The sequence below is a fragment of the Paenarthrobacter sp. NPDC058040 genome, from assembly GCF_042885775.1.
Lineage (GTDB): Bacteria > Actinomycetota > Actinomycetes > Actinomycetales > Micrococcaceae > Arthrobacter.
In genome coordinates this window covers 120420-144771 of the sequence record NZ_JBHVRN010000016.1, presented here as the reverse complement: position 1 = coordinate 144771, position 24352 = coordinate 120420, and the positions used below count along the sequence as shown (strand labels likewise).

The 24352-nt window shown below is 63.6% G+C and carries 19 protein-coding genes; 4 read left to right on the top strand and 15 right to left on the bottom strand.

The genetic code is table 11. The features are described from left to right. Nucleotides 1-535: 535 nt before the first annotated feature. From ACFVSJ_RS20760 to ACFVSJ_RS20750, 3 genes are read right to left on the bottom strand one after another with little or no spacing between them, the layout of a single operon-like run. A complete protein-coding gene (locus tag ACFVSJ_RS20760; protein ID WP_387438962.1) occupies nucleotides 536-4186 on the bottom strand; it encodes a 1,4-alpha-glucan branching enzyme in 3651 nt (1216 codons plus the stop codon). A 1-nt stretch (nucleotide 4187) separates the two neighbouring features. Then, a complete protein-coding gene (gene treS, locus ACFVSJ_RS20755; RefSeq protein WP_387438961.1) occupies nucleotides 4188-5984 on the bottom strand; it encodes a maltose alpha-D-glucosyltransferase in 1797 nt (598 codons plus the stop codon). After that, nucleotides 5984-8065, bottom strand: a complete 2082-nt coding sequence (locus tag ACFVSJ_RS20750; protein ID WP_387438960.1) for an alpha-1,4-glucan--maltose-1-phosphate maltosyltransferase — start codon at nucleotides 8063-8065, stop codon at nucleotides 5984-5986. The genes treS and ACFVSJ_RS20750 overlap by 1 nt, the downstream gene beginning before the upstream one ends. 131 nt (nucleotides 8066-8196) lie before the next feature. Here ACFVSJ_RS20750 and glgP point away from each other — a divergent pair, with 131 nt between their 5' ends. Next, nucleotides 8197-10821, top strand: a complete 2625-nt coding sequence (glgP, locus tag ACFVSJ_RS20745; RefSeq protein WP_387438959.1) for an alpha-glucan family phosphorylase — start codon at nucleotides 8197-8199, stop codon at nucleotides 10819-10821. A 119-nt stretch (nucleotides 10822-10940) separates the two neighbouring features. Here the strand turns inward: glgP and ACFVSJ_RS20740 are convergent, their stop codons facing one another. The 3 genes from ACFVSJ_RS20740 to glgX are packed head-to-tail and all read right to left on the bottom strand — an operon-like array spanning nucleotide 10941 to nucleotide 13875. Continuing rightward, nucleotides 10941-11300: a barstar family protein gene (locus ACFVSJ_RS20740; RefSeq protein ID WP_387438958.1), complete on the bottom strand. Its 360-nt coding sequence runs from the start codon at nucleotides 11298-11300 to the stop codon at nucleotides 10941-10943. Between the two features lie 6 nt (nucleotides 11301-11306). Further along, nucleotides 11307-11732, bottom strand: coding sequence for a ribonuclease domain-containing protein (locus tag ACFVSJ_RS20735; protein WP_387438957.1), 426 nt, complete (start codon nucleotides 11730-11732; stop codon nucleotides 11307-11309). 34 nt (nucleotides 11733-11766) lie between these two features. Further along, nucleotides 11767-13875, bottom strand: a complete 2109-nt coding sequence (gene glgX, locus ACFVSJ_RS20730; protein WP_387438956.1) for a glycogen debranching protein GlgX — start codon at nucleotides 13873-13875, stop codon at nucleotides 11767-11769. Nucleotides 13876-13998: 123 nt separating this feature from the next. On the opposite strand from glgX, the gene ACFVSJ_RS20725 reads away from it, so the two are divergent. After that, on the top strand, nucleotides 13999-14808 hold the full coding sequence (locus tag ACFVSJ_RS20725; protein ID WP_387438971.1) for a carbon-nitrogen hydrolase family protein: 810 nt from the start codon (nucleotides 13999-14001) through the stop codon (nucleotides 14806-14808). Nucleotides 14809-14962: 154 nt separating this feature from the next. Here ACFVSJ_RS20725 and rlmB read toward each other — a convergent pair whose 3' ends face one another. From rlmB to ACFVSJ_RS20695, 6 genes are all read right to left on the bottom strand, one after another. Next, a complete protein-coding gene (rlmB, locus tag ACFVSJ_RS20720; protein ID WP_387438955.1) occupies nucleotides 14963-15955 on the bottom strand; it encodes a 23S rRNA (guanosine(2251)-2'-O)-methyltransferase RlmB in 993 nt (330 codons plus the stop codon). Between the two features lie 80 nt (nucleotides 15956-16035). Further along, the gene (cysS, locus tag ACFVSJ_RS20715) at nucleotides 16036-17505 is read right to left on the bottom strand and encodes a cysteine--tRNA ligase (protein ID WP_387438954.1); all 1470 of its coding nucleotides are present in this window, start codon (nucleotides 17503-17505) and stop codon (nucleotides 16036-16038) included. Between the two features lie 35 nt (nucleotides 17506-17540). After that, a complete protein-coding gene (locus ACFVSJ_RS20710) occupies nucleotides 17541-17897 on the bottom strand; it encodes a hypothetical protein (protein ID WP_387438953.1) in 357 nt (118 codons plus the stop codon). Then, entirely contained in the window at nucleotides 17890-18405 is a 516-nt protein-coding gene (ispF, locus tag ACFVSJ_RS20705; RefSeq protein ID WP_387438952.1) for a 2-C-methyl-D-erythritol 2,4-cyclodiphosphate synthase, read from the bottom strand. The genes ACFVSJ_RS20710 and ispF overlap by 8 nt, the downstream gene beginning before the upstream one ends. Then, a complete protein-coding gene (gene ispD, locus ACFVSJ_RS20700) occupies nucleotides 18405-19187 on the bottom strand; it encodes a 2-C-methyl-D-erythritol 4-phosphate cytidylyltransferase (protein ID WP_387438951.1) in 783 nt (260 codons plus the stop codon). Before ispD ends, ispF begins: the two co-directional genes overlap by 1 nt. A 122-nt stretch (nucleotides 19188-19309) precedes the next feature. Further along, entirely contained in the window at nucleotides 19310-19792 is a 483-nt protein-coding gene (locus ACFVSJ_RS20695) for a CarD family transcriptional regulator (RefSeq protein ID WP_009357288.1), read from the bottom strand. 293 nt (nucleotides 19793-20085) lie between these two features. Here ACFVSJ_RS20695 and ACFVSJ_RS20690 point away from each other — a divergent pair, with 293 nt between their 5' ends. Beyond that, nucleotides 20086-20631 (top strand): hypothetical protein, encoded by a 546-nt coding sequence (locus tag ACFVSJ_RS20690; RefSeq protein ID WP_387438970.1) that lies wholly within the window; start codon nucleotides 20086-20088, stop codon nucleotides 20629-20631. A gap of 79 nt (nucleotides 20632-20710) precedes the next feature. Here the strand turns inward: ACFVSJ_RS20690 and ACFVSJ_RS20685 are convergent, their stop codons facing one another. Then, complete coding sequence (locus ACFVSJ_RS20685) at nucleotides 20711-21391, bottom strand: response regulator transcription factor (protein WP_020608526.1); 681 nt, start codon at nucleotides 21389-21391, stop codon at nucleotides 20711-20713. Next, entirely contained in the window at nucleotides 21388-22668 is a 1281-nt protein-coding gene (locus tag ACFVSJ_RS20680; protein ID WP_387438969.1) for a sensor histidine kinase, read from the bottom strand. Before ACFVSJ_RS20680 ends, ACFVSJ_RS20685 begins: the two co-directional genes overlap by 4 nt. Before the next feature lie 199 nt (nucleotides 22669-22867). On the opposite strand from ACFVSJ_RS20680, the gene phoU reads away from it, so the two are divergent. Next, nucleotides 22868-23521, top strand: a complete 654-nt coding sequence (phoU, locus tag ACFVSJ_RS20675) for a phosphate signaling complex protein PhoU (RefSeq protein WP_387438949.1) — start codon at nucleotides 22868-22870, stop codon at nucleotides 23519-23521. Between the two features lie 71 nt (nucleotides 23522-23592). On the opposite strand, the gene ACFVSJ_RS20670 is transcribed toward phoU, so the two are convergent. Then, nucleotides 23593-24339, bottom strand: a complete 747-nt coding sequence (locus ACFVSJ_RS20670) for a phosphoglyceromutase (protein WP_387438948.1) — start codon at nucleotides 24337-24339, stop codon at nucleotides 23593-23595. Nucleotides 24340-24352: the final 13 nt, after the last annotated feature.

Genomic DNA, 24352 nt, shown 5'->3' with positions numbered 1-24352 from the left:
GCACGCCGCCAGCGTTCATCCTGAGCCAGGATCAAACTCTCCGTTCAAAAACAAAAAACGAAACACAACCACCCCCACCGGAAATCACGGCAAAAGGCAGTCGCAAATCTGAAACCAGCTGAAAACCAAACCACCACACACGGGGGTGCGCGACGGCTCGGCAAAAAATTTCAACCAATCAATAAAACAATCGGTATCAACAAACTTGGCACACTATTGAGTTCTCAAACAACAGACACTACCGGCACCACCACCAACCCATCAGGGCCACTGGATCGCTCCGGAGCAACTTTTCAAACTTACCCGCTGTGTCCTTCGGGGTCAAATCGGCAAGCTTGACTTGATTTTTCCTTGCGGTTTCTTGTCAGTTTGCGATCCCTGCCCGAGGAGCAGCGCGGGTACTAACTATACGCCTACTCTTCCCGGATCGCAAAACCACCGATGGGCGGCTGCCCCGTAGGCCCCGAAAACCCCGGAAACACAAGGAAGAAGGGCCCGGCCTCGTTGAGGCCGGGCCCTTCGAAGGCAGCGCAGACTACTCAGCGAGCGTGAACCAGGAGGCGCCAAGCGGCGGGAGTGTTACGGTCAGCGCGGCCGGCTGACCATCCGTTCCCGGCGAGACTGCTTTCAGTACACCGGTGTTGACGACGCCGGAACCGCCATAAGCTTCCGCGTCGGTGTTCAGCACTTCTTTCCACTCTCCGGCGGAGGGCACACCCAGGATGTAGTCCTTATGGGGTCCTCCGGAGAAGTTCACGGCGCAAACCACTGCCTTGCCGTCGCGGTCGTAGCGCACAAACGTCAGGACATTCTTATCGGCGTCTCCGCCATTGATCCACTGGAAGCCTGCGGGATCGTTGTCCTGGCTGTAAAGCGCGGGAGTCGTCGCGTAGATCCCGTTAATGTCCTTGACCAGCAACTGGAGCCCGCGGTGGGCGGGGATGTCGGCGAGGAACCAGTCGAGTCCATGCTGCTCGGACCATTCCGCTTCCTGCCCGAACTCCGTGCCCATGAAGATCAGCTGCTTGCCGGGGTGTGCCCACTGGTAGGCGAAGAACGCGCGGAGGTTGGCCAGTTGCTGCCACCGGTCGCCAGGCATCTTTCGGAGCATGGATCCCTTGCCGTGCACAACTTCGTCGTGGCTGATGGGCAGCAGGAAGTTCTCCGAGAACGCGTACACCAGGGAGAACGTAATGGTTCCGTGGTGCCATTTCCGGTTGACCGGGTCCTCCGAGACGTACTTCAAGGAGTCGTGCATCCAGCCCATGTTCCATTTGAGGCCGTAGCCGAGGCCACCGTGGCTGGTGGGCGCCGTGACCCCAGGGAAGGCCGTGGACTCCTCGGCAATGGTCACGGCACCCGGATGCGTCTTGTAAACCGTGGCATTGACTTCCTGCATGAAGGAGATCGCCTCGAGGTTTTCGCGGCCACCGAATTTGTTGGGCCGCCACTGTCCTTCCTCACGGGAGTAGTCCAGGTAGATCATGGACGCGACAGCATCCACGCGCAGTCCGTCGATGTGGAACTCGTCGAGCCAGTAGAGCGCGTTCGCCACCAGGAAGTTCCTGACTTCGCGGCGTCCGAAGTCGAAGATCAGGGTGCCCCAGTCCGGGTGTTCTCCCAGCGCCGGGTCGGCGTGCTCGTACAGCGCCTGGCCGTCGAACTGCGCCAGGGCCCACGAGTCCTTCGGGAAGTGGGCCGGGACCCAGTCCAGCAGCACGCCGATCCCTGCCTGGTGCAGCGAATCAACCAGGAAGCGGAATTCGTCCGGGTGGCCGAACCGGGAGGTTGGCGCGAAGTAGGACGTGACCTGGTATCCCCAGGAGCCACCGAACGGGTGCTCCGCCACAGGCATGAACTCAACGTGCGTGAAACCGAGCCACTTCACGTATTCCACCAGTTCCTTGGCCAGCTCCTTGTAACCAAGTCCCAGGCGCCAGGAGCCGAGGTGTACTTCGTAGACACTCATGGGTGAGTTGTGCGGATCCCGCTGTGCCCGCGCGGCCATCCACTCAGAGTCCTTGAACCGGTAGCTGGAATCGACCACCCGTGAGGCCGTCAGCGGCGGCACTTCCGTGCCGAAGGCCAGGGGGTCGGCCTTCTCAACCCAGTGCCCGGCACGGGTGAGGATCTCGTATTTGTAGCACGCCCCTGCTACAACCCCTGGGATGAAGGCTTCCCAGACGCCGGAGGAACCCAGGGAACGGAGTGCATGGTTCCGGCCGTCCCAGCCATTGAAGTCGCCCTTGACCCGAACGGCCTGGGCGTTCGGGGCCCACACCGCAAAGGAGACGCCGGAAACGTCGCCCAGCGAGGTGCGGTAATCCTGCACGTGCGCCCCAAGGACATCCCAGAGCCGCTCGTGGCGGCCTTCCCCGATGAGGTGCAGATCCACCTCACCTACCGTGGGCAGGTAGTGGTACGGGTCATCAACGGTGACGGGCTCGGCGTCGTACACCACTTCCAAACGGTAGTCCGGCACGTGGCCGGCCTGCAGCGGCTCCAGGACCGCTACCCAAACGCCGTTGGATTCGTGCTCCATCGGGGTACGGCCGGCCTCGGTCACCACATTCACCGACTGGGCGAGGTGCTTCACCGTGCGGATGGTTACGTGGCCATGATCGTCAAGGTGCGCGCCGAGCACCGAGTGCGGTGCATGGTAGGCACCGGCAGCCACGCGGGCCAAGGTCTCGGGGTCCACCGGCATCGGGACCCGGGGCCGTTCGGTGCGTGCAGAGCCTGTCATGTCATTACCTTCCGCTGTAGCCGCCGCATGCTTGCCGCGGCTCGTGTTGTCGAGGATGTGCCGGGCTGCGTTCACCGGAATGGACGACCAGTCCGGCCGGTTCCGCAGCTCGTAAACCACCTCGTATAGGGCCTTGTCCAGCCACAATGCCACAAACAGCGGCGAGCCGCGGTCTACGGTTCCGGGATTGACTTCGCTGTAACCGGCGAGGAACGCTTCAGCGCAGTCCTCCACCCAGGAACCGGCGACTGTGGCATCGGGGTTTTCGCGGACAGCGGCACCCGCGGCGTAGTCGAAAGACCGGAGCATTCCGACGACGTCGCGCAGCGGCAGGTCCGGAGTATTACGTTCTTCGATCGTGCGGAGCGGCTCACCCTCGAAGTCGAGAATGGCCCAGCGGCCCGGCTGCCCCGAACCGCCGGGAACCCGGAGGATCTGGCCAAGGTGAAGGTCGCCGTGGATCCGCTGCAGGCCGCGGACGCCTTGGGCGTCCAGGGCAGACAACAGCTCGTCCAGCCTTTGGTCGTAAGGCCCGACGGCGGCAGCCGCCTCAGCCCATGACTGGCGGACCCGCCGGGCGAGCGCAGCGAGAATGTCGGAGCCCTGGCCGCTCCCGTCGATGGTGCCGAACGTTTCCGCGAGCCTGGCATGGACCGTTGCCGTGGCGGCACCGAGCCCGTGGGCTTCCTGGGTGAAGTCGGTTCCGGAGCCGGCGGCATCGACCGCCAGGCGCCAGGCGTCCTGGCCACCGTGCAGGAATTCGTGGGCCACCGTGAGCTCGCCTGTAGCGTCAGTACCGGCTGCGTCCCATGAGCCGGTGATCCATCCGAGAGTGGCGGGTACCTCGCTGGTACCGGCAGCGGTGAGTGCCGCGCCCAACTCGATCTCCGGGTTTTTGCCGGCCGCCAACACACGGAAGATCTTGACGATCGCCGAGGACCCGCCGTCGTCCACTATGACGGACGTGTTGGACTGCTCACTGGACAGGACCTTCACGGAGGTGGGGTGCCCGGGCAGGGAGACGCGGCCATGGGCGAGATGACCACGGACGTCGCCATCGCCGGCAGTGAGCCCGCCACGCATGAGTTCCAGCCAGGCCTTGATGAAGGCCTCGTCGAATACGGCGTCGTACACCAACTGCAAACCGTGAACCGGGTCCGTGACTTCGCCAAGAAGCGCCGCCGGAGCGTCAACCAAGGGCTGGCTGCGGAAGCTCAAGGGGACTTGCACGACGTCGGTCCGGGGACCGCCGTCGGCCGTCTTGTACGTCACCCCGAGCAGCAGGACCTCCGAGGCGGCACTCCCTCCCGGGTCCGGGACTTGGAAGCCGCCGACGCGTTCCAGCGCAAAGTCGGGGCTCTTCACCGGGAACCAGCGTTTTGTGGGGAGCCAGTTCCGGAGAAGGCTTTCAATGGCGGGGTTAAGTGTTCCCTTGCTCATCTCATCCTTTGGTCGACACCACGGGGATCGCCTGCGTAAACGGCGACGATGGGTTGGAAGACGCAGAGCGCAGCCGCAACCAGTAGAAGTTGTGGCTTCCCAACATGACATTCAATCGGCCGTTATCGCCCACGGCGGGGAAGGGCTGGCCACCGAAAATGTCCCTGAAACCCCTGCCAACGAACTCGGGCAGGTCCAGGGAGGCGGCCACTGGATGTTGCGAGAGGTTGAAGACGCACAGAATGGTCTCTGCGGTCTCTCCCTCGGCGTTTCCCGGCGGAAGTTCCCGGACATACGCAAGAACCACCTCGTGGTCGGCTTCGATATGGCGGAAATTGCCCAAGCCGAACACGGGGTGGTTCTTGCGGACGCTGAGGACTTGCCGGGTCCAACGGAGCAGTGAACCGGAATGCGCTGCTTGCGCCTCCACGTTCGCCATTCCGAAGTTGTAAACGAGGGACTGGATGACCGGGAGGAACAGCTTGCCGGGATCCGCGCTTGAAAAGCCTGCGTTGCGGTCCGGGTTCCATTGCATCGGAGTGCGCACGGCATCCCGGTCATCCAGCCAGATGTTGTCCCCCATCCCGATTTCGTCCCCGTAGTACAGGAACGGGCTTCCGGGAAGGGACAACAACAAGGCGTTGATGAGCTCGATCTCGGAGCGGGAGTTGTCCAGCAGTGGTGCCAGCCGCCGACGGATTCCGATGTTGGCCCGCATGCGGGGGTCGGGCGCGTACCAGCCGAGCATTGCGGCCCGTTCGTCCGCGGGCACCATTTCCAAGGTCAGTTCGTCGTGGTTTCGGAGGAAAGTCCCCCACTGGGCACCCCGCGGTATTTCCGGTGTATCGCGGAGGGTGTCGATGATCGGTGCGGCTTTCTGGTCCCGGAGCGCGTAATACAGCCGGGGCATGATCGGGAAGTGGAAGGCCATGTGGCATTCCGGCGCGTCTTCCGTTCCGAAGTACTCCACTACCTCGTGGGGTGGCTGGTTGGCTTCGGCGATGATCACCCTGCCCGGGTAGCTTGCGTCCACCATCCGGCGCAGCCCTTGAAGGAACTCATGCGTCTTGGGAAGGTTTTCGCAGTTGGTGCCGTCTTCCTCGTACAAATACGGTACGGCGTCAGCCCGGAAACCGTCGATTCCCTGGTCCAGCCAGAACCGGATGACGTCGTGCAAAGCCTCCACCACCGCCGGGTTCTCGAAGTTCAGGTCAGGCTGGTGGCTGAAGAAGCGGTGCCAGAAGAATTGGCGCCGGATTGGATCGAAGGTCCAGTTGGATTCCTCCGTGTCCACGAAGATGATGCGCGCGTCCTGGTACTTCTCGTCCGTATCGCTCCACACGTAAAAGTCCCCATAAGGACCGGTGGGATCCTTCCGTGATTCCTGGAACCACGGGTGCTGGTCCGAAGTGTGGTTCAAAGGGAGATCGATGATCACCCGGACGCCGCGGGCATGGGCTTCGGCAACCAGCCTCTTGAAATCGCTGATGGTGCCAAACTCGTCCAGGACCGAGGTGTAATCGGCTATGTCGTAGCCACCGTCGCGCAGCGGTGAATGGAAAAACGGCGGCAGCCAGAGACAATCAACGCCCAACCACTGGAGGTAGTCCAGCTTGTCGATCAGGCCTTGGAAGTCTCCCGAACCGTCGCCGTTGGCATCCGCAAAAGCCCGGACCAGTACTTCGTAGAACACAGCCTTGCGGTACCAGTGTGGATCGTGCTGGAGACCGGGAGCGTTCAACTCGAAGGTGTTCTTCGGGGTGAAGTACTGGCTCGGGTTTTGCGGAGAGAAACTCACTAAGGCTGCCTCCGGATGCTAAGCACGTGTGCCGGCTCAGCATGGGCGTCCAGCCGGACGTAGTTGTGTTCGCCCCAGGCCCAGCTCTGGCCGCTGATGAGGTCGTCCACCCAGTAACGTCCGTCCTCGTCAAGATCAGCCGGGTCCAGGTGCAAAGCCGCGAGGTCCAGGGAGACTGTGCTCTCGCGGGTACTGTGCGGATCCACGTTGACCACAATGATCAAGGTGTCCTTGGTGCCATCCGGGAGCGTCTTGTGCTTGGAGTAAACGATCGTGGCGTCATCCGTACTGCGGTGGATCGTCAGGTTCTGCAAGTCGCCCAGGGCCGGGTGGTCCTTGCGGATGGTGTTCAGCCGTGTGATGTACGGGGCCAAGGTGCGTCCCGACTCCGCTGCCCCGTCCCAGTCACGGTCCTTGTACTCGTACTTCTCGTTGTCGATGTACTCTTCCGCACCGGGACGGGCCACGTGCTCATACAGTTCGTATCCGGCGTACACGCCCCAGAGCGGGCTGGCCGTCGATGCCAGGACGGCACGGATCTTGAACGCGGCGGGGCCACCATATTGGAGGTACTCCGTGAGGATGTCCGGGGTGTTCACGAAGAAGTTCGGCCGGAAGAACGCAGCGCTCTCATGGCTCACCTCGTGGAAGTATTCCTCCAGTTCCGTCTTGGTGTTGCGCCACGTGAAGTAGGTGTACGACTGTTGGAAACCAGCACGGCCCAGCGCGTGCATCATCGCCGGACGTGTGAAGGCCTCGGCAAGGAAAACCACCTCGGGGTTCTTCTTGTTGACCTTCCCGATCAGCCATTCCCAGAACCACACGGGTTTGGTGTGGGGATTATCCACGCGGAAAATCTTCACGCCGTGGCTGATCCAGAGCTGCACCACGCGCAGGATTTCCCTGGAAAGGCCCGCAGGATCGTTATCGAAATTCAGCGGGTAAATGTCCTGGTACTTCTTCGGCGGGTTTTCCGCATAAGCGATAGTGCCGTCCACGCGGGTGGTGAACCATTCGGGGTTGGAGGCCACCCACGGATGGTCAGGCGCGGCCTGCAACGCAAGGTCCAGAGCCACCTCAAGGCCCAGGTCGTTGGCCCGGGCCACGAAAGCGTCGAAGTCCTCGAAGGTTCCCAAATCCGGATGGATGGCGTCGTGGCCACCGTCTTTGGAACCAATGGCCCACGGCGAACCGGGATCCTGCGGCCCCGGGGTCAACGTATTGTTGCGGCCCTTGCGGTGCTGGAAGCCGATCGGGTGGATGGGCGGCAGGTAGATGACATCGAAGCCCATCTCCGCAACGGCATCGAGGCGCTTGGCCGCAGTGCGGAAATTGCCGGAAGTCCATACGCCCGTAGCGTGGTCCAGGACAGCACCTTCGGACCGCGGAAAGAATTCGTACCAGGATGCGCGTCCGGCAAGGTCCCGCTCCACCTTGAGCGGGAACCGCTCGGAAACAGTCACCAGCTCACGGATCGGGACACGCCCGACGGCGTCCTGCACCTCTGCGCTGAAACCGGCGCCAAGGCGCTCCTCGGCGGATTTGGTGGCGTCGGCGAGTACCACTGAAGCGGCGCGCAAGGTGCGCTTGTCCGCGGCGCTGCGGCCGGCGTCGTCATCTGAGGCTTCGGCCAGGAGCGCGGCGCCTTCGGCGAGCATCAACTCGACGTCGATTCCAGCGGCCACTTTCACTTCGGCGTTGTGGTGCCACGTACCGTAACGGTCGTGCCAGGCTTCAATGACGAATGTCCATGGCCCCGCAGCTGTTGGCGTCAGCCAACCTTCCCAGCGATCACGGCCCTTCCACTGTTCCTGTTGGGACGGAGCAAGACGTACCCGCTGGCGTTCTTTCCCGCGGGGATCCAACAGAACCGCAGAGACACCGAGCTGATCATGGCCTTCGCGGAACACTGTGGCGGCAACCTGGATGTCCTCCCCCGGGAGCGCCTTTGCCGGGAAGCGGCCCCCCTCAACCACTGGCTGGACCGCCGTGATGGGGAACCGGCCGAAACGAAGTCCGTCGGTGATGTCCGTTTTCGTCTTGGATTTCAGGGCGGTACTGGTTCGCTGGATATTCGTCACAAGCACGACGTTAGCGAGAAAAATCACAGAATGCTAAGCACCCGAGCTTTCTTCTTGACGCAAGATGTCTTTTACCTAAAAGAAACCCAAACCGGTTCCGACTGCCATGTGAGTCGGTTAGTGTGGCGCTCGTGAAGGCAATTCGAAGGTTTACAGTCCGTACCGTCCTCCCTGAGTCCATCCGGCCGTTGGCCCGTTTGGCAACCAATCTGCGCTGGTCCTGGCACCGGCCCACCAGGGAGCTTTTTGCGAGCCTTAACCCGGCTCTTTGGGAGGCAGCCCAGCACGACCCCATCGCGCTCCTGGGATCCATCAGCCGCGAGCAACTGCAGGAGCTGGCCAACGACGGTGACGTTGTGAACCGCGTGCAGGATGCCGCCGCCGATCTGGACCGCTACCTCAGCGAACCGCGCTGGTACCAGGGCCTGGGCGAAGACGCGCCCACGTGCATCGCCTACTTCTCGCCCGAATTCGGCATTACCGAGGTCCTCCCCCAGTACTCCGGCGGCCTCGGCATCCTCGCCGGCGACCACCTCAAAGCCGCTTCCGACCTCGGCGTGCCGCTCATCGGCGTCGGCCTGCTCTACCAGGCCGGCTACTTCAAGCAGTCGCTCTCCCGCGATGCTTGGCAGCAGGAAACCTACCCCGTCCTCGACCCTGACGGCCTGCCCCTGACCTTGCTCCGCCACCCCGCCCAGGACGGTGTCCCCGGCAAGCCGGTCCAGATTTCACTCCCGCTGCCCAACGGCCGGGAACTGCACGCGCACGTGTGGCGTGCCGACGTCGGACGCGTTCCGCTGCTGTTGCTCGACTCCAACGTGCCCTCCAACGATGAAGCCGCCCGTGGCATCACGGACCGCCTCTACGGTGGCGGCGGCGACCACCGCCTCCAGCAGGAACTGCTGCTTGGCATGGGCGGCGTCAAGGCCCTGCGCGTGTACCAGGAACTGACCGGCACCCCGGCGCCGGAGGTGTTCCACACCAACGAAGGCCACGCCGGTTTCCTTGGCATCGAACGCATCCAGGAAGCCATGGCCGACGCCAACGACCCCCTGACGTGGGAAGAGGCCCTGGCCGCGGGCCGCGCCTCGACCGTATTCACCACCCACACCCCGGTCCCGGCCGGCATCGACCGTTTCGAAACCGTGCAAATCAAGCACTTCTTCGAAGCCGGGCTCGCGCCCGACGTGCCAGTGGACCGGATCCTGGAACTCGGCCGCGAAAATTACGACGGCGGCAATCCTTCCGTCTTCAACATGGCGGTGATGGGGTTGCGCCTGGCGCAGCGCGCAAACGGTGTAGCCAAGCTCCACGGCGTGGTTTCCCGCGAAATGTTCGCCGGACTGTGGCCGGGATTCGACCACTCCGAGGTGCCCATCATTTCCGTGACCAACGGCGTGCACGTTCCCACGTGGGTGGACCCGCGGATCTCTTCACTGGCCCGCCACCAATTCGGCGCGGAAGCCGAGGCACTGGGTCGCTGGGATCTGGCCTACAACGTCAGCGACGAGGATGTCTGGGCTCTCCGGCGCGAACTCCGCGTCCAGTTGATCGAAGACGTCCGTCGCCGCCTGCGCGCCTCATGGAAGAAACGCGGCGCCGCTGACGCCGAGCTCGGTTGGACCGAGAAGGTCCTGGACCCGGACGTGCTGACCATCGGCTTCGCACGCCGTGTACCCACCTACAAGCGGCTCACCCTGATGCTCCGCGACCCCGCCCGCCTGAAGGCCCTCCTGCTGGACCCGAAGCACCCCATCCAACTGGTCATCGCCGGCAAGTCCCACCCCGCTGACGATGCCGGCAAGAAGATGATCCAGGACCTGGTCCGCTTCACCGACGATCCCGAAGTCCGCCACCGGATCGTGTTCCTTCCGAACTACGACATCGCCATGGCCCGCACGCTCTTCCCGGGCTGCGACGTCTGGCTCAACAACCCGCTCCGCCCGCTCGAGGCCTGCGGCACGTCCGGCATGAAGGCCGCCATCAACGGCTCGCTCAACCTCTCCGTCCTGGACGGCTGGTGGGACGAGATGTACGACGGCGAAAACGGCTGGGCCATCCCCACCGCCAACAACGGAGCCTCCGCCGACGAACGCGATGACATCGAGGCAGCCGCGCTTTACGAACTCCTGGAAAACCAGGTGGCACCGCGTTTCTACGGCACCACGGTCTCCCAAGGTGCCGGAGCTGCAGGGCCCTCGGAATCCAGCACGGAGAAGGTGCCCACGCACTGGGTGTCCATGATCAAGCACACCCTGGCGCACCTCGGCCCGGCCGTGTCCGCGGAACGCATGCTCCACGATTACGTCAACCTGCTGTACTGCCCGGCCGCCGTTTCCGGACGACGTGCCGGTGCCGAATCCCACAAGGAAGCCAAGGAACTCGCAGCCTGGACGTCCAAGGTCCGCGGCGCCTGGCCGGGCGTGGTGGTGGAACACGTTGACTCTGTCGGTTTGTCCGAGGAACCCCAGGTGGGTGACAGCCTGCAGGTCAACGCCTACGTGGCCCTCAACGACCTGGCACCCGAGGATGTGTCCGTGGAAGTCGCGTTCGGCCGTGCCGAGGAAAGCGACGAGCTCGATGACGTTGTTGTGGCCGAACTGGACGCCAAGGAGGACCTCGGCAACGGGCGCCACCTGTTCCACGGCTCCCTGGTGATCAACCGCTCAGGCTCTTTCGGCTACACGGTGCGTGTGTTCCCGAAGCACTCGGCTTTGGCGTCGAAAGCTGAACTTGGGTTGATCGCGAACGCGTAAGCCTGAGTTCGCCCGTTGGGCGACCGTAACCCTCTGCGCGCTGCTCCTCCGTCGCTTTGACGCGCGCTGCCGGGCCACGGTCGCCCAATGGGGCGCGTCGGTGCACCCGATTCGTGCTCTTAGTTTTGGAACACCGCTATCACTGCCAGGTCGCGGCCTGCGTAGCGCTCTGCGTCTTGGAGGATTTCGCACACCACGGCGAAGGACCGGTCTGTACGGTAAGCGGCCGGGACCTGCCAGATCATGGTCACTGGCGTGCCGTCGTCGTCCGAGAGGGAGTCGGCGAAGTCATGCAGGGAGTCGTTGAGCGCGTCGAGGTTCACGCCGTAGTACTCGGGGAAATCGAGCACCTGTCCGAAGACCTCCAGGACGGCCTGCTTGGTGGCGGCGGGCGGGACCACGATGGTGCGGCGTCCGGCGTCGGAAACCTGGTCCTGCAGTTCTTCAAGCGTCCAGGTGTCTGCTGAGTAAATCTTCATGGGCTCCTACTTGTCCTCGACGATGAACTTGAACGATTCGTAATGGTCTGCGGTGTAGTACTTTCCGCCGTCTTTGCCCGCGATGATCCGGCGGGCGCCGCGATCCGACTCCCCGGGGGTCACTACGGTGTATTCCTTGTAGAAACCGCCCGGCTTCCTGGGCAGCAGCCCTTCAAAATTGCCGAAGTTCACGCCGTCCCGGTCGTACGGATACGGCCCGCCTTTGGCTATCAGGGACAACGTCTGCCGGGCTTCCTTCGGCAATTGGGAGGCGTTGACGGCAGGCAGTCCGGAAGGATTCGCAGGGGCGCTGACGGCGGCAGTGGGTGTCGCCGTCGTCGTGGGCCTCTGCTCGCCGCTCACCATGGCAACCACCAGCACGACGGCGGCAATCACCAAAGCTGCGAAAGCCAGCAGCTTGCTGCGGTTCATGCGGAGGACTCCCCTTTTGGTGCTGTTCGAAGGCTCAGGTGCGGTAGATGTTGATGGTGTTGGCTTGCAGGATATCCCGCTCGCCGGACGCCACCAGCGCACCCTTGCGGTGTTCGTGCAACACGGAGGTGGTGAAGCGGAGTTCGAACATGCGCTTGCCGATCCCGGTTTCGCTGAGGATCTCCGGCAGGACCATCTTGACGTCCTGGTTACTGCCGTTGACGGCGATCAAGCCACGGACCGTACTGTTCTCGTTGCCCATCAGGAGCTGGACAGAACGGACGTTGGGATCGTTCCACCGGGCGGGAGTCATCCGTTTGCCCTTGTCGTCGAACCATTGCAGGCTGGCGTCGTTCGCTTTCGCCGGGAAGCTCTCGGGCTGCTGGCGAAGGAACCACCGCCGGAGCCGGACCAGTTCACGGGTGGTCTGGAACATCGCGTTGGCCTCGTGCGTGCGGCTCCAGTCCAACCACGCGGTGGGGTTGTCCTGGCAGTAGGCGTTGTTGTTTCCCTGCTGGGTGCGGCCCAGCTCATCGCCGGCCGTGATCATGGGGACGCCGATGGACAGCAACAGCGTGGCCATGAGGTTGCGAATGGACAGGGCCCGGGCGGCAACGATCGACTCGTTTTCGCTGCGGCCTTCAAAGCCATGGTTGTAGCTGCGGTTGTCACCGTGGCCGTCGCGGTTCTGCTCGCCGTTGGCCTCGTTGTGCTTACGGTCGTAGCTCACCAGATCTGTGAGCGTGAAACCGTCGTGGGCCGTGACGAAGTTGACCGAGGCCAGACGCGTCCGTCCGGAAGGTGCGAACACGCCCGAGGACCCGGCCATGATCTCGGCCAAGGACGCCACGGAACTGCCATGCCCGCCCGCCTCAATGGCTGAACGGTCGGACAACCAGAACTGCCGGACGCCGTCGCGGAAGTGATCGTTCCAGTCGGACCAGCCCTGTGGGAACCGGCCCGTCTGCCAACCGCCGTAACCTACATCCCAGGGCTCCGCGATCAGTTTCACTTCGGACAGCACCGGGTCCTCGGCGATGGCTTGGAGGAACGGATGCCGGGGGTCGAACTGGTTGCCGGCATCGCGGCAGAGGGTCACCGCGAGGTCGAAGCGGAAACCGTCAACGTGGAACTCGTCCACCCAATAGCGCAAGGAGTCCAGGGCCAACTGCACCACCACGGGATCGCTGAAATCCAGGGTGTTGCCACAGCCCGTGGTATCGAGGTAGCGGCCGTGGGCATCGTGGCGGTAATACCGCTTCTCCGCCAGCCCACGGAAACTGATCACGGGCCCGTCCGGTCCGGCCTCTGCAGTGTGGTTGTAGACCACATCAAGAATGACCTCGATGCCGGCAGCGTGGAGCAGCTTCACCATACCCTTGAGCTCGTCCTGCACTGCGTGCGGCCCGGCGTTCCGCGCCGCCTCCGTGGCGTAGTCGGCGTGGGGAGCAAAGAAGGCGGCGCTGTTGTAACCCCAGTAATTGGTCATGCCCAGGTCCTGGAGGTGTGCCTCGTCCACATGGAAATGGATGGGCAACAACTGGACGGCCGTGATGCCCAGCTCGGTCAGGTGCTGGATCATCACCGGGTGCGCCATGCCCGCGTACGTTCCGCGCAGGTGCTCAGGAATGTCCGGGTGCAGCATCGTCTGGCCACGGACGTGGGCTTCGTAAATCACCGAAGTCCGAAGTGGGGTGCGTGGTGCGGCGTCGTCTCCCCAATCGAAGCCGCCGGTCATGTGCACGCTGGTCAGGAACTCGCCCCGCTGGTCCACAGCACGTCCGTAAGGATCGAGCAGAAGGGACTGCTCGCCGTCGTCGTCAAAATCCACCGACGGGACGGACAACGGCAGTCCGCCTTCCGACGGCGCCGCCCGAAAACCATACCGTGTTCCCGGCGGCATCCCGCCGACAAGGCCGAAGTGCACGCCGTCCTGGATATTGGGCAGGGTGTGCACGCGCCAGCCGTCGCCCGGGGCTTGGTACGCGATCTCGACGCGTTCCAGGTCAGGAGCGAAAACTGCGACGTTCACCTGGGAGTCGTCGAAGTCAGCGAAGAATTCGGGCTGGGGCTTGCTCAGTCCGAGGGGCGTGGGGCGCGAGGCGTCCAGCGTGGCTGCTGTGTCCAAAATAGGCATAACCATTGCTTGCAAGTTTAGTTCCACGCCAAGTATGTGCCTCTTTGTCCGCCCATGTGACGACACACACGGCGTTTCCCTTGACCGGCTTGCCATACTGAAAACGGACAGAACTGGAGGTTTCGAATGGTGCGTGTGGCACTTGCCCAAGTCATTACCGGACGGGATGTAGCAGACAACCTGCGGCTCCTTGAGGAGTATGCACGACGTGCCAAGGATGGCGGTGCCGAACTGGTGGTCTTTCCCGAGGCCATGATGCGCGCCTTCGGGAATTCCTTGCTGGATATTGCCGAACCGCTCGATGGTCCGTGGGCCAGCCATGTCCGCACAGTCGCCAAGGAACTGGACCTGGTGATCGTTGCGGGCATGTTCACGCCGGGCACCGATTCCGGCTCCGGGAAGCCCCGCGTTCGCAACACGCTGCTGGCCACCGGACCGGGCGTGGAAACGAGCTACGACAAGATCCATCTTTTCGACGCGTTCGGATTCGCGGAGTCGGACACCGTTGAGGCCGGCACAGACCCCGTAACGTTCGACGCCGGTGGCCTCACCTTTGGTCTGGCCACGTGCTACGACGTCCGATTCCCAGCATTGTTCACGGCCAACGCACAGCGCGGCGCGGTAGTGAACATCGTTTGCGCGTCCTGGGGTTCAGGCCCGGGGAAGGCCGAGCAGTGGCAGCTCCTGGCGCGCGCCCGCGCCGTGGATACCACCACGTTTGTCCTGGCATGCGGCCAAGGCGATCCGGCCACCCAGGGAATCGAAGCGAAAGGCACTGCTCCCACGGGAGTCGGGTACTCCGCCGTCGTATCCCCCTTCGGCCAAGTGCTGGAAGCCCTGGAAGGCGAGCCCGGGCTGCTGTTCGCAGATCTGGACCCGGCCGTGGTGGCCGACGCCAGGCAAAAGCTCCCGGTCCTGGCCAACCGCCGCGACTTCTAGCCCCCGGACGCTCTCTCACCAAACACCCCCTTCCCACCGACGCTCTCTCACCTCACGGCAGGAAGTGAGAGAGCGTTCGCCAGAAGCCGGCGTTATGTGAGAGAGCGTTTGAAGGCGGCGGGGCCGTCATCCGGCCACGGCGCCTTCGCGAGGGTTACTTGGCGGAGCGCTGCCTCGACACTTCGTACAGCGAGATTCCGACGGCCATGGATGCGTTGAGCGACTCCATGGCTGAGTCGATCGGAATCGAGACGATCTGGTCGCAGTTTTCGCGGACCAATCGGCTGAGGCCCTTGCCCTCAGAGCCCACGACGATGCACACCGGCTCGGTGGCAACCGTGAGGTCCGGCAGCGAAACGTCGCCGTCACCGTCCAGTCCCAGGACGTAGATGCCCATGTTCTTGAATTGCTTGAGGGCATTGTTCAGGTTGGACGCACGCGCCACGGGAACGCGGACGGCCGCACCGGCACTCGTCTTCCATGCTGCGGCGGTGACGCCAACGGAGCGGCGTTCCGGAACGATCACACCGTGGCCGCTGAACGCGGACACGGAACGGATGATCGCGCCGAGGTTGCGGGGGTCCGTGATGCCGTCGAGGGCCACGAAGATGGGGGCGTTGGCGATGTGCCCCTTCTTCCACTTCATGATGGTTTCCTCGGCCAGGTCATAGGCGTCGCCGTATTCATACGGCGGGATCTGCAGCACGAGGCCCTGGTGGACAGCATCCTCGGTCATGCGGTCCAGTTCAGGCTTGCCGGCTTCGAGCAGCGGGATGCCGCGCTCAGCTGCGAGCTTGAGGGATTCCTTGACGCGATCGTCCATTTCGATGCGGATGGCCACGTGCAACGCCTTCGCGGGAACGCCCGCCCTCAGCGCTTCCACCACGGAGTTCCGTCCCGTGACGAATTCCTCGGTGGCACGCCCCTTGGGTCCGGTGCTCCGGCGGGCGCCGGCACCGCGGGGCGCTGCACCACGCTTGGCTGCGGAACGCTCGGCCAACTGTTTGTTCTTGTGGGCCTTGTGGTAGACGCGGTCCTCCGCTTTGGGAGTGGGTCCCTTGCCCTCCAGTGCCTTGCGGCCGTGGCCACCGGTTCCGATGGTGGGGCCCTTCTTCTTCTTGACCGACCGGTTACCGTTGTTGGCCATGGGATTCCATCCTTGATGTTGTGAGTAAGTCTGGAATCAAGTCTACTGACCCGTTGCAATTCGGCGGACGCGCCCGCCTGTCAGTCCCGCTTGAGGCTCCAGGTGGCTCCATCCGCACCGTCTTCCACCACGATGCCCGCTGCTGCAAGAGTGTCCCGGATGGCATCCGAGGCCGCCCAGTCCTTGGCAGCACGCGCTGCGGCGCGGGCTTCGAGCTGGGCCTCGACCAAGACTTCCAACGCGGCATGCTCACGGCCCTGCACTGCCTCCGGCCGCTTGACCGAATCCAGGCCGAGGACGCCGGTCATGGCATCGACGCTGTACAACGCGGCCTTTGCGGCGTCGAGGTCGCCGGCCGCCAGGGCGGTGTTGCCGGCCCGGACGGTTTCGTGGAGCACGCCGAGCGCCTGCGGAATATTCAGATCGTCATCCATGGCAGCGACGAAGGCCGCCGGCATATGCGCCACGGGCGCAACGGCATAGGCGTTCGGCCCGCCCATGTCGTGCTTGACCTTGGCCGCCGCCTTCGCGACGAAGCCATCAATGCGTTCGACGGCGGCGGCAGCTTCCTGGAGCGAGGTGGGGCGGTAGTCCAACACCGAACGGTAGTGCGCTTGTCCCAAGTAGTAACGGACCACGCGCGGAGAGGCCAACTCCAGCATTTCCGCCGGGCTCACGGTGTTTCCGATGGACTTGGACATCTTTTCACCCTCGTAGGTGACCATGCCGTTGTGCATCCAGAAGTTCGCGAAGTCGTCGCCGGCGGCTTGCGACTGTGCCATCTCGTTCTCGTGGTGCGGGAAGCGCAGGTCCAGTCCCCCGCCGTGGATGTCGAAGCGGGTTCCCAGGTACTTGGTCACCATGGCGGAGCACTCGAGGTGCCAGCCCGGCCTTCCCGCTCCCCACGGCGAATCCCACTTCGCGGTGATCGGCTCGCCGTCTTTGTAACCCTTCCACAGCGCAAAGTCGCGGGGATCGCGCTTGCCCCGGGGATCGGCGTCGGGAGCCCCCTGCATATCGTCGATGTTCTGGCGCGTCAACGAACCGTACTTGCTCCACGAACGCACATCGAAGTAGACGTCGCCGGAATCGTCCAGCGCAGGGTAGGCGTGGCCGCGGTCGATGAGGCGCTGGATGAGCGCGTGCATTTCCGGGATATGACCGGTGGCGCGGGGCTCGTAGGTGGGCCGTTGGACGCCGAGCGTCTCGTAGGCCGACTCGAACTCCTGCTCATACCGGTAGGCAAGGGCCCACCATTCTTCGTCCTGGCGGGCCGTGGGCTCGCTGAACCAATCTTCGCGGAACGATTGCTCGGACTTGACCAGGATCTTGTCGTCGATGTCCGTGACGTTGCGCACCACAGTCACGCGGTGCCCACGGAATTCGAGCCACCGCGTCAGTTGGTCGAAGGCAATGGCGGAGCGGACGTGCCCAACGTGCGGCATACCTTGGACGGTGGCCCCACAGTAGTACACGCTGGCCTTGCCGGGTTCGAGGGGAACGAAGTCGCGGACTTCGGCGGAGGCGGTGTCATAAAAGCGCAGGGTCACCGCTCCAGATTAGCCGATGACGCACCATGAACCGGCTACTTGCAGTACTCGCCGATCTTGTTGAACTGCACCTTCAGCTGCTGCTGTTGTTCCTGCGTGGCGGCACCGAGCGACGATGCGGCAGCCTTGTCCATGATGGCGGCCATCTCCTTGATGGGGTTGGCCACTTCCGGCGCCAGCTTGTCCGCGATCTCGTGATAGTGCGCCGCCAACTGCTTGGATTGCTGCTGCTGGTTGCCGTCCGGCTTGAAGGCATCGTTGTTGAGGAAGTCGCAACTTGCTTTCACGTCCATCCTGGGCGTGCCCGCGCACGCACCGAGCAAGAACACAGCGGCCAAGGCGGCGCTGGTCACCGCGGCAATACGTACGACGGCGGACGGTCGCCTAGTCATTCAAGTCACCTTCGCCCGCGGCCGGCACCGCGTAGACGAGTGCTGTGGCGACGGCGGAGATACCCTCACCGCGGCCGGTAAAACCAAGGCCATCGCTGGTGGTCGCCGTGACGCTTACCGGCGCGCCTGCAGCCTCGCTCAGTACCCGCTGGGATTCTTCGCGGCGGGGACCGAATTTGGGCCGGTTGGCGACGAATTGCACTGCCACGTTGCCGATCTCGAAACCTGCCGCCCTGACGATCCGGGCCGCCTCGCCGAGGAGTTTGACGCCTGAAGCGCCTTTGAACTCCGGCCGGTCAGTGCCGAAGTGGGTGCCCAGGTCACCGATTCCACACGCCGAGAAGAGCGCATCCGCCGCCGCGTGGGCGACGCAATCGCCGTCGGAATGGCCGGAAAGCCCCTGTTCGCCCTCCCAAAAGAGGCCGCCGAGCCAGAGCGGTTGCGGATCATCCACGGGCGCGAACGCGTGCACATCGATGCCAATGCCAGTGCGGGGAAGAACCGGCATCAGCCTTCCACCCAGCGCATGCCCAAGGGGCCTTCCAGCAGGCCCTCGGCAATGATGAGGTCCAGGGGCGTGGTGATCTTCAGCGACTGGCTGGCACCGCGGACGGCGTGAACCGGGACGCCGAGGAGCTCGACGAGCATGGCATCGTCCGTCACGGCGGCGGACTGCTTGTCGTCAAAAAGCCCGGCGGCCTCATGTGCGCGCCGGAGCGTGGCGACCTCGAAGCCTTGGGGCGTCTGTACAGCCCTGAGCTGTTCGCGGGGTGCTGTTCCCGTGACGATCTCCGGAGCGATCCCCGTTTCGTGGTCCTCCGTGGCCGAGACGGTCTTGATCGTGTCCACCACGGGCATGGCAGGGATGACGGCCTTGGCTCCGGCAGCGAGGGCATCGGCCACCCGCTGGAAAACCCGCTCGGGCGTGAGCGCACGTGCGGCGTCGTGGACCAGCACGGCCTCCGTGCCGTCCTCCAAAGCAGCCAGACCGGCGCGAACGGAATCCGCACGGGTGGAGCCGCCGTCGACGATGGTCACTTCCGGTCCGCCGTCCACCAACTCAACGGTGAATCCGTCGATCAGTTCGCGCAGTTCCGTATCCCCCTTGGGCACGGCTATGCAGATCTGGCGGGCAATGTCCGCTGCGACCACGCCGCGCAGGGCGTGCATGAGGATGGCTTCACCGCCCAAGGGCACCAGCGCTTTGGGCATGCCGTAGCCCAGGCGCTCTCCTGTTCCTGCCGCGACGACAATGACGGCGGTGACCGAGCGCTTCGAAGGATGAGTCATGGCGTCAAGGTTACTGGGAAATACTTGAAGATACTCGGCAGGCCGAGTATCACCGGGTGCACCGGGGTATTTCCGGGCAAAAAGAAACCCGGCGGCGCTTTCGCACCACCGGGCATCAATTCTTAGGAAGCCAAGACCTCGTCAAGAACGCTTGCGGCCTTCTCTTCGTCTGTCTTCTCAGCCAGGGCCAGTTCTGAAATCAGAATCTGCCGTGCCTTGGCCAGCATGCGCTTCTCACCTGCGGAAAGGCCGCGATCGTGATCACGACGCCAAAGATCGCGAACGACCTCTGCCACCTTGATGACATCGCCCGAAGCAAGCTTCTCCAGGTTTGCCTTGTAACGACGTGACCAGTTGGTGGGCTCTTCCGTGAACTCGGCGCGGAGAACGTCAAATACGTGCTCCAAACCGTCCTTGCCCACTACGTCCCGGACCCCAACAAGGTCAACGTTCTCTGCTGGAACTTCAATGGTCAGATCACCCTGAGCCACCTTGAGCTTGAGATACATCTTCTCTTCGCCCTTGATGGTGCGCATCTTGATTTCCTCAATTTTTGCTGCACCGTGGTGAGGGTAAACTACTGTCTCGCCGACCTCAAAAACCATGTGGACTTTCCCCTTTCCCGCAGACTAGTCTATCACGATTAAGGCATACGACTGGCATCGAAGGGCCTCCGCACCCGCGCAAACAAAGGGAAAGAGGCCTTAAGGGGTCATAAAAGACCCCTTGACGAAAACCCTGAAAGATGCATTAGTCAATCAAAGTGACTGGCCCGTCCCAGCGGCCACACCTCGCCACAATGCCCTCCCGAATCCTCGTTTCGGGCTGTTTGCCGATAGGCTATGGCTGAAAACTTTCCAATGACTCTTGAGGAGTAGGTGTCGTGCGCATTCCTGCGATGAACACTGTCCAGCGCGGCAAGCTGGCAATGGCGGCCGCTGCAATCGGCGTCGGCGTTCTGTCCGTAACCGGCTGCGGCTTCGTCAACGCCCAGCAGACTTCGCACCAGTACTCGGCATCGGACGGGGTCAGGGCCGACCTCGGCAAGCTGCAGCTGCGCAACATCCTGATCGTCTCCAACGGCCAGAACCAGCCGGGCCGCGTCATCGGTGCCGTGTTCAACCAGGGCACCACCGACGCCACGCTGACCATCAGCGGCGCCAACGGTTCGCAGACCGAGATCCCGGTCAAGGCCGGCTCGGAAACCTACCTGAACGACCAGTCGGACGCGGCCGTCCTCAGCTCCGCGGGCACCATTCCCGGTGGCCTGACGCCGGTGACCATCCGCAGCGGTTCCGACTCCGCCACGGTCAACGTTCCCGTGGTGGACGGCACGCTCCCCGAGTACCAGAAGTACTTGCCCACCCCCAGTGGTTCGGCGAGCCCGAGTGGAACGGCCACTCCGACTGCAACCTCCACCGAGTCTGCAGCAGCCGGCCACTAAGGGCTGCACGCTACAAGCCATACAACAAAGGAAGGGTTCCGCTTCGGCGGAACCCTTCCTTTGTGTTTCTGCGAATGGTCTACGGCTCGAACTTGTAGCCCAGCCCACGGACCGTCACCAGGTACCGCGGCGCGGACGGGTCCGGCTCGATCTTGCTGCGGAGGCGCTTGACGTGCACGTCCAGGGTCTTGGTGTCGCCCACGTAGTCGGAACCCCAGACCCGGTCGATCAGCTGCCCACGGGTGAGCACACGGCCGGAGTTGCGCAGGAGCATCTCCAGGAGTTCGAACTCCTTCAGCGGCAGCGAGACCTGCTCGCCATTGACGCTGACCACGTGGCGCTCAATGTCCATGCGCACCGGTCCGGCCTGGACCGTGGAGGTGATCAGTTCTTCGGGCTCACCCTGCCTGCGCAGCACTGCCCGGACGCGCGCCACGAGCTCGCGCGAAGAGTACGGCTTGGTGACGTAGTCGTCCGCGCCGAGCTCCAGGCCCACCACCTTGTCGATCTCCGAATCCTTGGCGGTCAGCATGATCACCGGCACGCTGGAGCGCTGGCGCAACTGGCGGCACACCTCGGTGCCCGGCGTGCCGGGCAACTGGAGGTCCAGCAGCACCAAGTCGGCACCGTTCCGGTCGAACTCCACCAAGGCGTCACTGCCGTTGTCCACTACCTCAACGTCAAAACCCTCTTTGCCCAAAAGGTAGGACAGGGGGTCGCTGAAGGACTCCTCGTCCTCCACAATCAAAATCCGGCTCAAGCGCTGGCTCCTTGCTCTTGGGCGCCCGTGGCGCCCGCTTGTTGACTCGCGCGAGCTTGTTGGATCGCGCGTTGGGGTTCGACGACGGCGGCAGTCGCCGCCGGCTGTCCAGGGGAAGCGTCCGCGTTGCCCGCGGAAGGCGGCAGGGCGTCGTCGTCCTGGCCTTCCATCTCCGGCAAACGGATGGTGAACGTAGAGCCCTGCCCGGGTTGGGACCAGACGGTCACCTCTCCGCCATGGTTGGAGACCACGTGCTTGACGATGCTCAGGCCCAGGCCGGTACCGCCGGTGTGGCGGGAGCGGGCAGCATCCACGCGGTAGAAGCGTTCGAACACGCGTTCCTGGTCCTCGGGAGTGAGGCCCTCGCCTTGGTCAGTGACGGAGATGGCAACCACGCCTTCCCTGGTCCGGACACCTACGCCAACGCGGGTGTTCTCCGGGGAGTACCGGATGGCGTTGTCGATCAGGTTGCGCAGGGCTGTAACCAGGAGGTCGCGGTCGCCGAACACCAGGGCTTCGGAATGGCCACCCACCACCATCTGGATGTTCTTGCTCTCCGCGGGAAGTTGCGAACGGTCCACGGCCTCGGTGATCACGGTGTTGATGTCCACGGCGTGGCCTTGCTGCGCCACGTTGGCCCCTTGCAGGCGGGACAGCTCGATGATGTCCTGGACCAAGGCGGCCAGGCGGCCCGATTCCTTGTGCATGCGCTTGGCGAAGCGGCGCACGGCGTCCTCGTCGTCCGGGGAAGCTTCCAGGGCTTCGGCGAGCAGCGAGATGGCTCCCACGGGGGTCTTGAGCTCATGCGAGACATTCGCCACGAAGTCGTTGCGGATCTCTTCGGTACGCGTGATCTCGGTGCGGTCGTCAGCGAGGAGCACGATGTATTCCTGGCCAAGCATCGCCGCCCGGACCTGGACCACGATCGCGCCCTTGCCCAACGGGCCGCGCGGCAGTTCGTATTGATCCTCCAGGATCACGCCATCGCGGCGGACCTTCGCGGTCATGTCCAGGAGCTGCTTATGGACCACCGTGTGCCCGCGCACCAAGCCGTATGCGTACGCCGCAGGACTGGCACGGACCACGCCGTCGATCGCATCCACCACGACGAACGCACGGCCGACCACGGAGAGTACCTCGGCCGCCCCGTCCGGAAGCAGCGGTTCGGTGACGTCCAGGTCAACAATCCTGCGCTGCCGTTCACTGATCCTGAATGCGAGCATGCCAAAGACGCCCAAAGACAGGCCAACCAAGCCTGCGATGACACCTATAAGCAACGGATCCACCTGTCCAGCTTATGCTGTGGAAACACGGCAAAGCATGGTTCCTGCGCCAAACGCGGACGGTTCAACTAACGTTCACCTAAAGGTGCGCAACAGTTCATGGGCGGCTGCCACTGTTACTTGTTGGACTACCCATGGTTTTGAAATCCGGCCGCCACCACGGGCACAGGATTTCCAAGGAAAGGACGCCTTAGTGCGCAAGGTTTTTCAGGCGGAGCTCACCCAGGTGGGCGACGACCTCATCGAGATCTCCAAACTCGTTCACGAAGCAATCACCAAGGCCACCACTGCCTTTGAAGGGGCAGACATCGATCTTGCCCAGGACGTCATCGCGGCCGATGCCCGCATCGACTTCCTGCAAAACAGCCTGGACGAGCGTGCCATCGACATCCTGGCCCTCCAGGGGCCGGTAGCCAGCGACCTCCGCATGATCGTCGGCTCGCTGCGCATGAGTGCGTCGCTGGAGCGCATGGGCGACCTCGCACGCCACGTGGCACAGCTGGCCCGCCTCCGCTACCCCGCCACCGTCATTCCGTCCCCGCTGACCCAGACCTTCAAGGCCATGGCCCAGCACGACATCGAGATCGTCGCCAAGGTCATCGAGCTCCTCGAGACCCGCGACCTCGAGGTTGCCCGCGACATCCTCAAGATCAACATCGCCGTGGACGACCTCCACCTCAGCGTCTTCAAGGCCATCGCGGCCCCGGACTGGAACGAATCCGCGTCCACCACCGTGGACGTTGCCCTGGCCAGCCGCTACTTCGAGCGGTTCGCGGACCACGGCGTCTCCGTCGCCCGCAAGGTCACCTACCTGGTGACCGGCGAATGGCAGCCCGAGGGCTTCTAGCGCTGCTGCGTTAACTACGACGGCGGCCGGTCACCTGAGGTGACCGGCCGCCGTCGTTAATGCGAAAGGACCTATTTCTTACCCTGGTTGGCAACAGCCAGGATGGCTTCTGCCGCAGCTTCGGGGTCGAGGTAGGTGCCGCCCGGGTTGACCGGCTTGAAGTCCTCATCCAGTTCGTACACCAGCGGGATGCCCGTGGGGATGTTGAGGGAAGCAATGGCGTCGTCGCTGATGCCGTCCAGATGCTTGACCAGGGCGCGCAGGGAGTTGCCGTGGGCGGTGACCAGGACGGTCTTGCCGGCCTTGAGGTCTTCCTTGATGTCCGATTCCCAGTAAGGAAGCAGGCGGACCAGGACGTCCTTCAGGCATTCCGTGCGGGGCAGCGCATCGCCGAGGCCGGCGTAGCGGGGGTCGTGTGCCTGCGAGAACTCGCTGTCGTCGGAGAGGGGCGGCGGCGGGGTGTCGTAGCTGCGGCGCCATTCCATAAACTGCTCTTCGCCGAACTCGGCGAGGGTCTGGGCCTTGTCCTTGCCCTGCAAGGCACCATAGTGGCGCTCATTGAGGCGCCAGTCGCGCTTGACCGGGATCCAGCCGCGGTTGGCCTTGTCCAGCGCCATGTTGGCGGTGTTGATGGCACGCTTCAAGAGCGAGGTGTAGAGCACGTCCGGGAGAATGTTGTTCTCGACCAGGAGCTCGCCACCGCGGACTGCTTCACCGCGGCCTTGATCGTTCAGGTCAACGTCCACCCAGCCGGTGAACAGGTTCTTGGCGTTCCAGTCGCTGTGGCCGTGGCGCAGCAGAATGAGCTTGTAAGTCATGGTTTTCATCCTA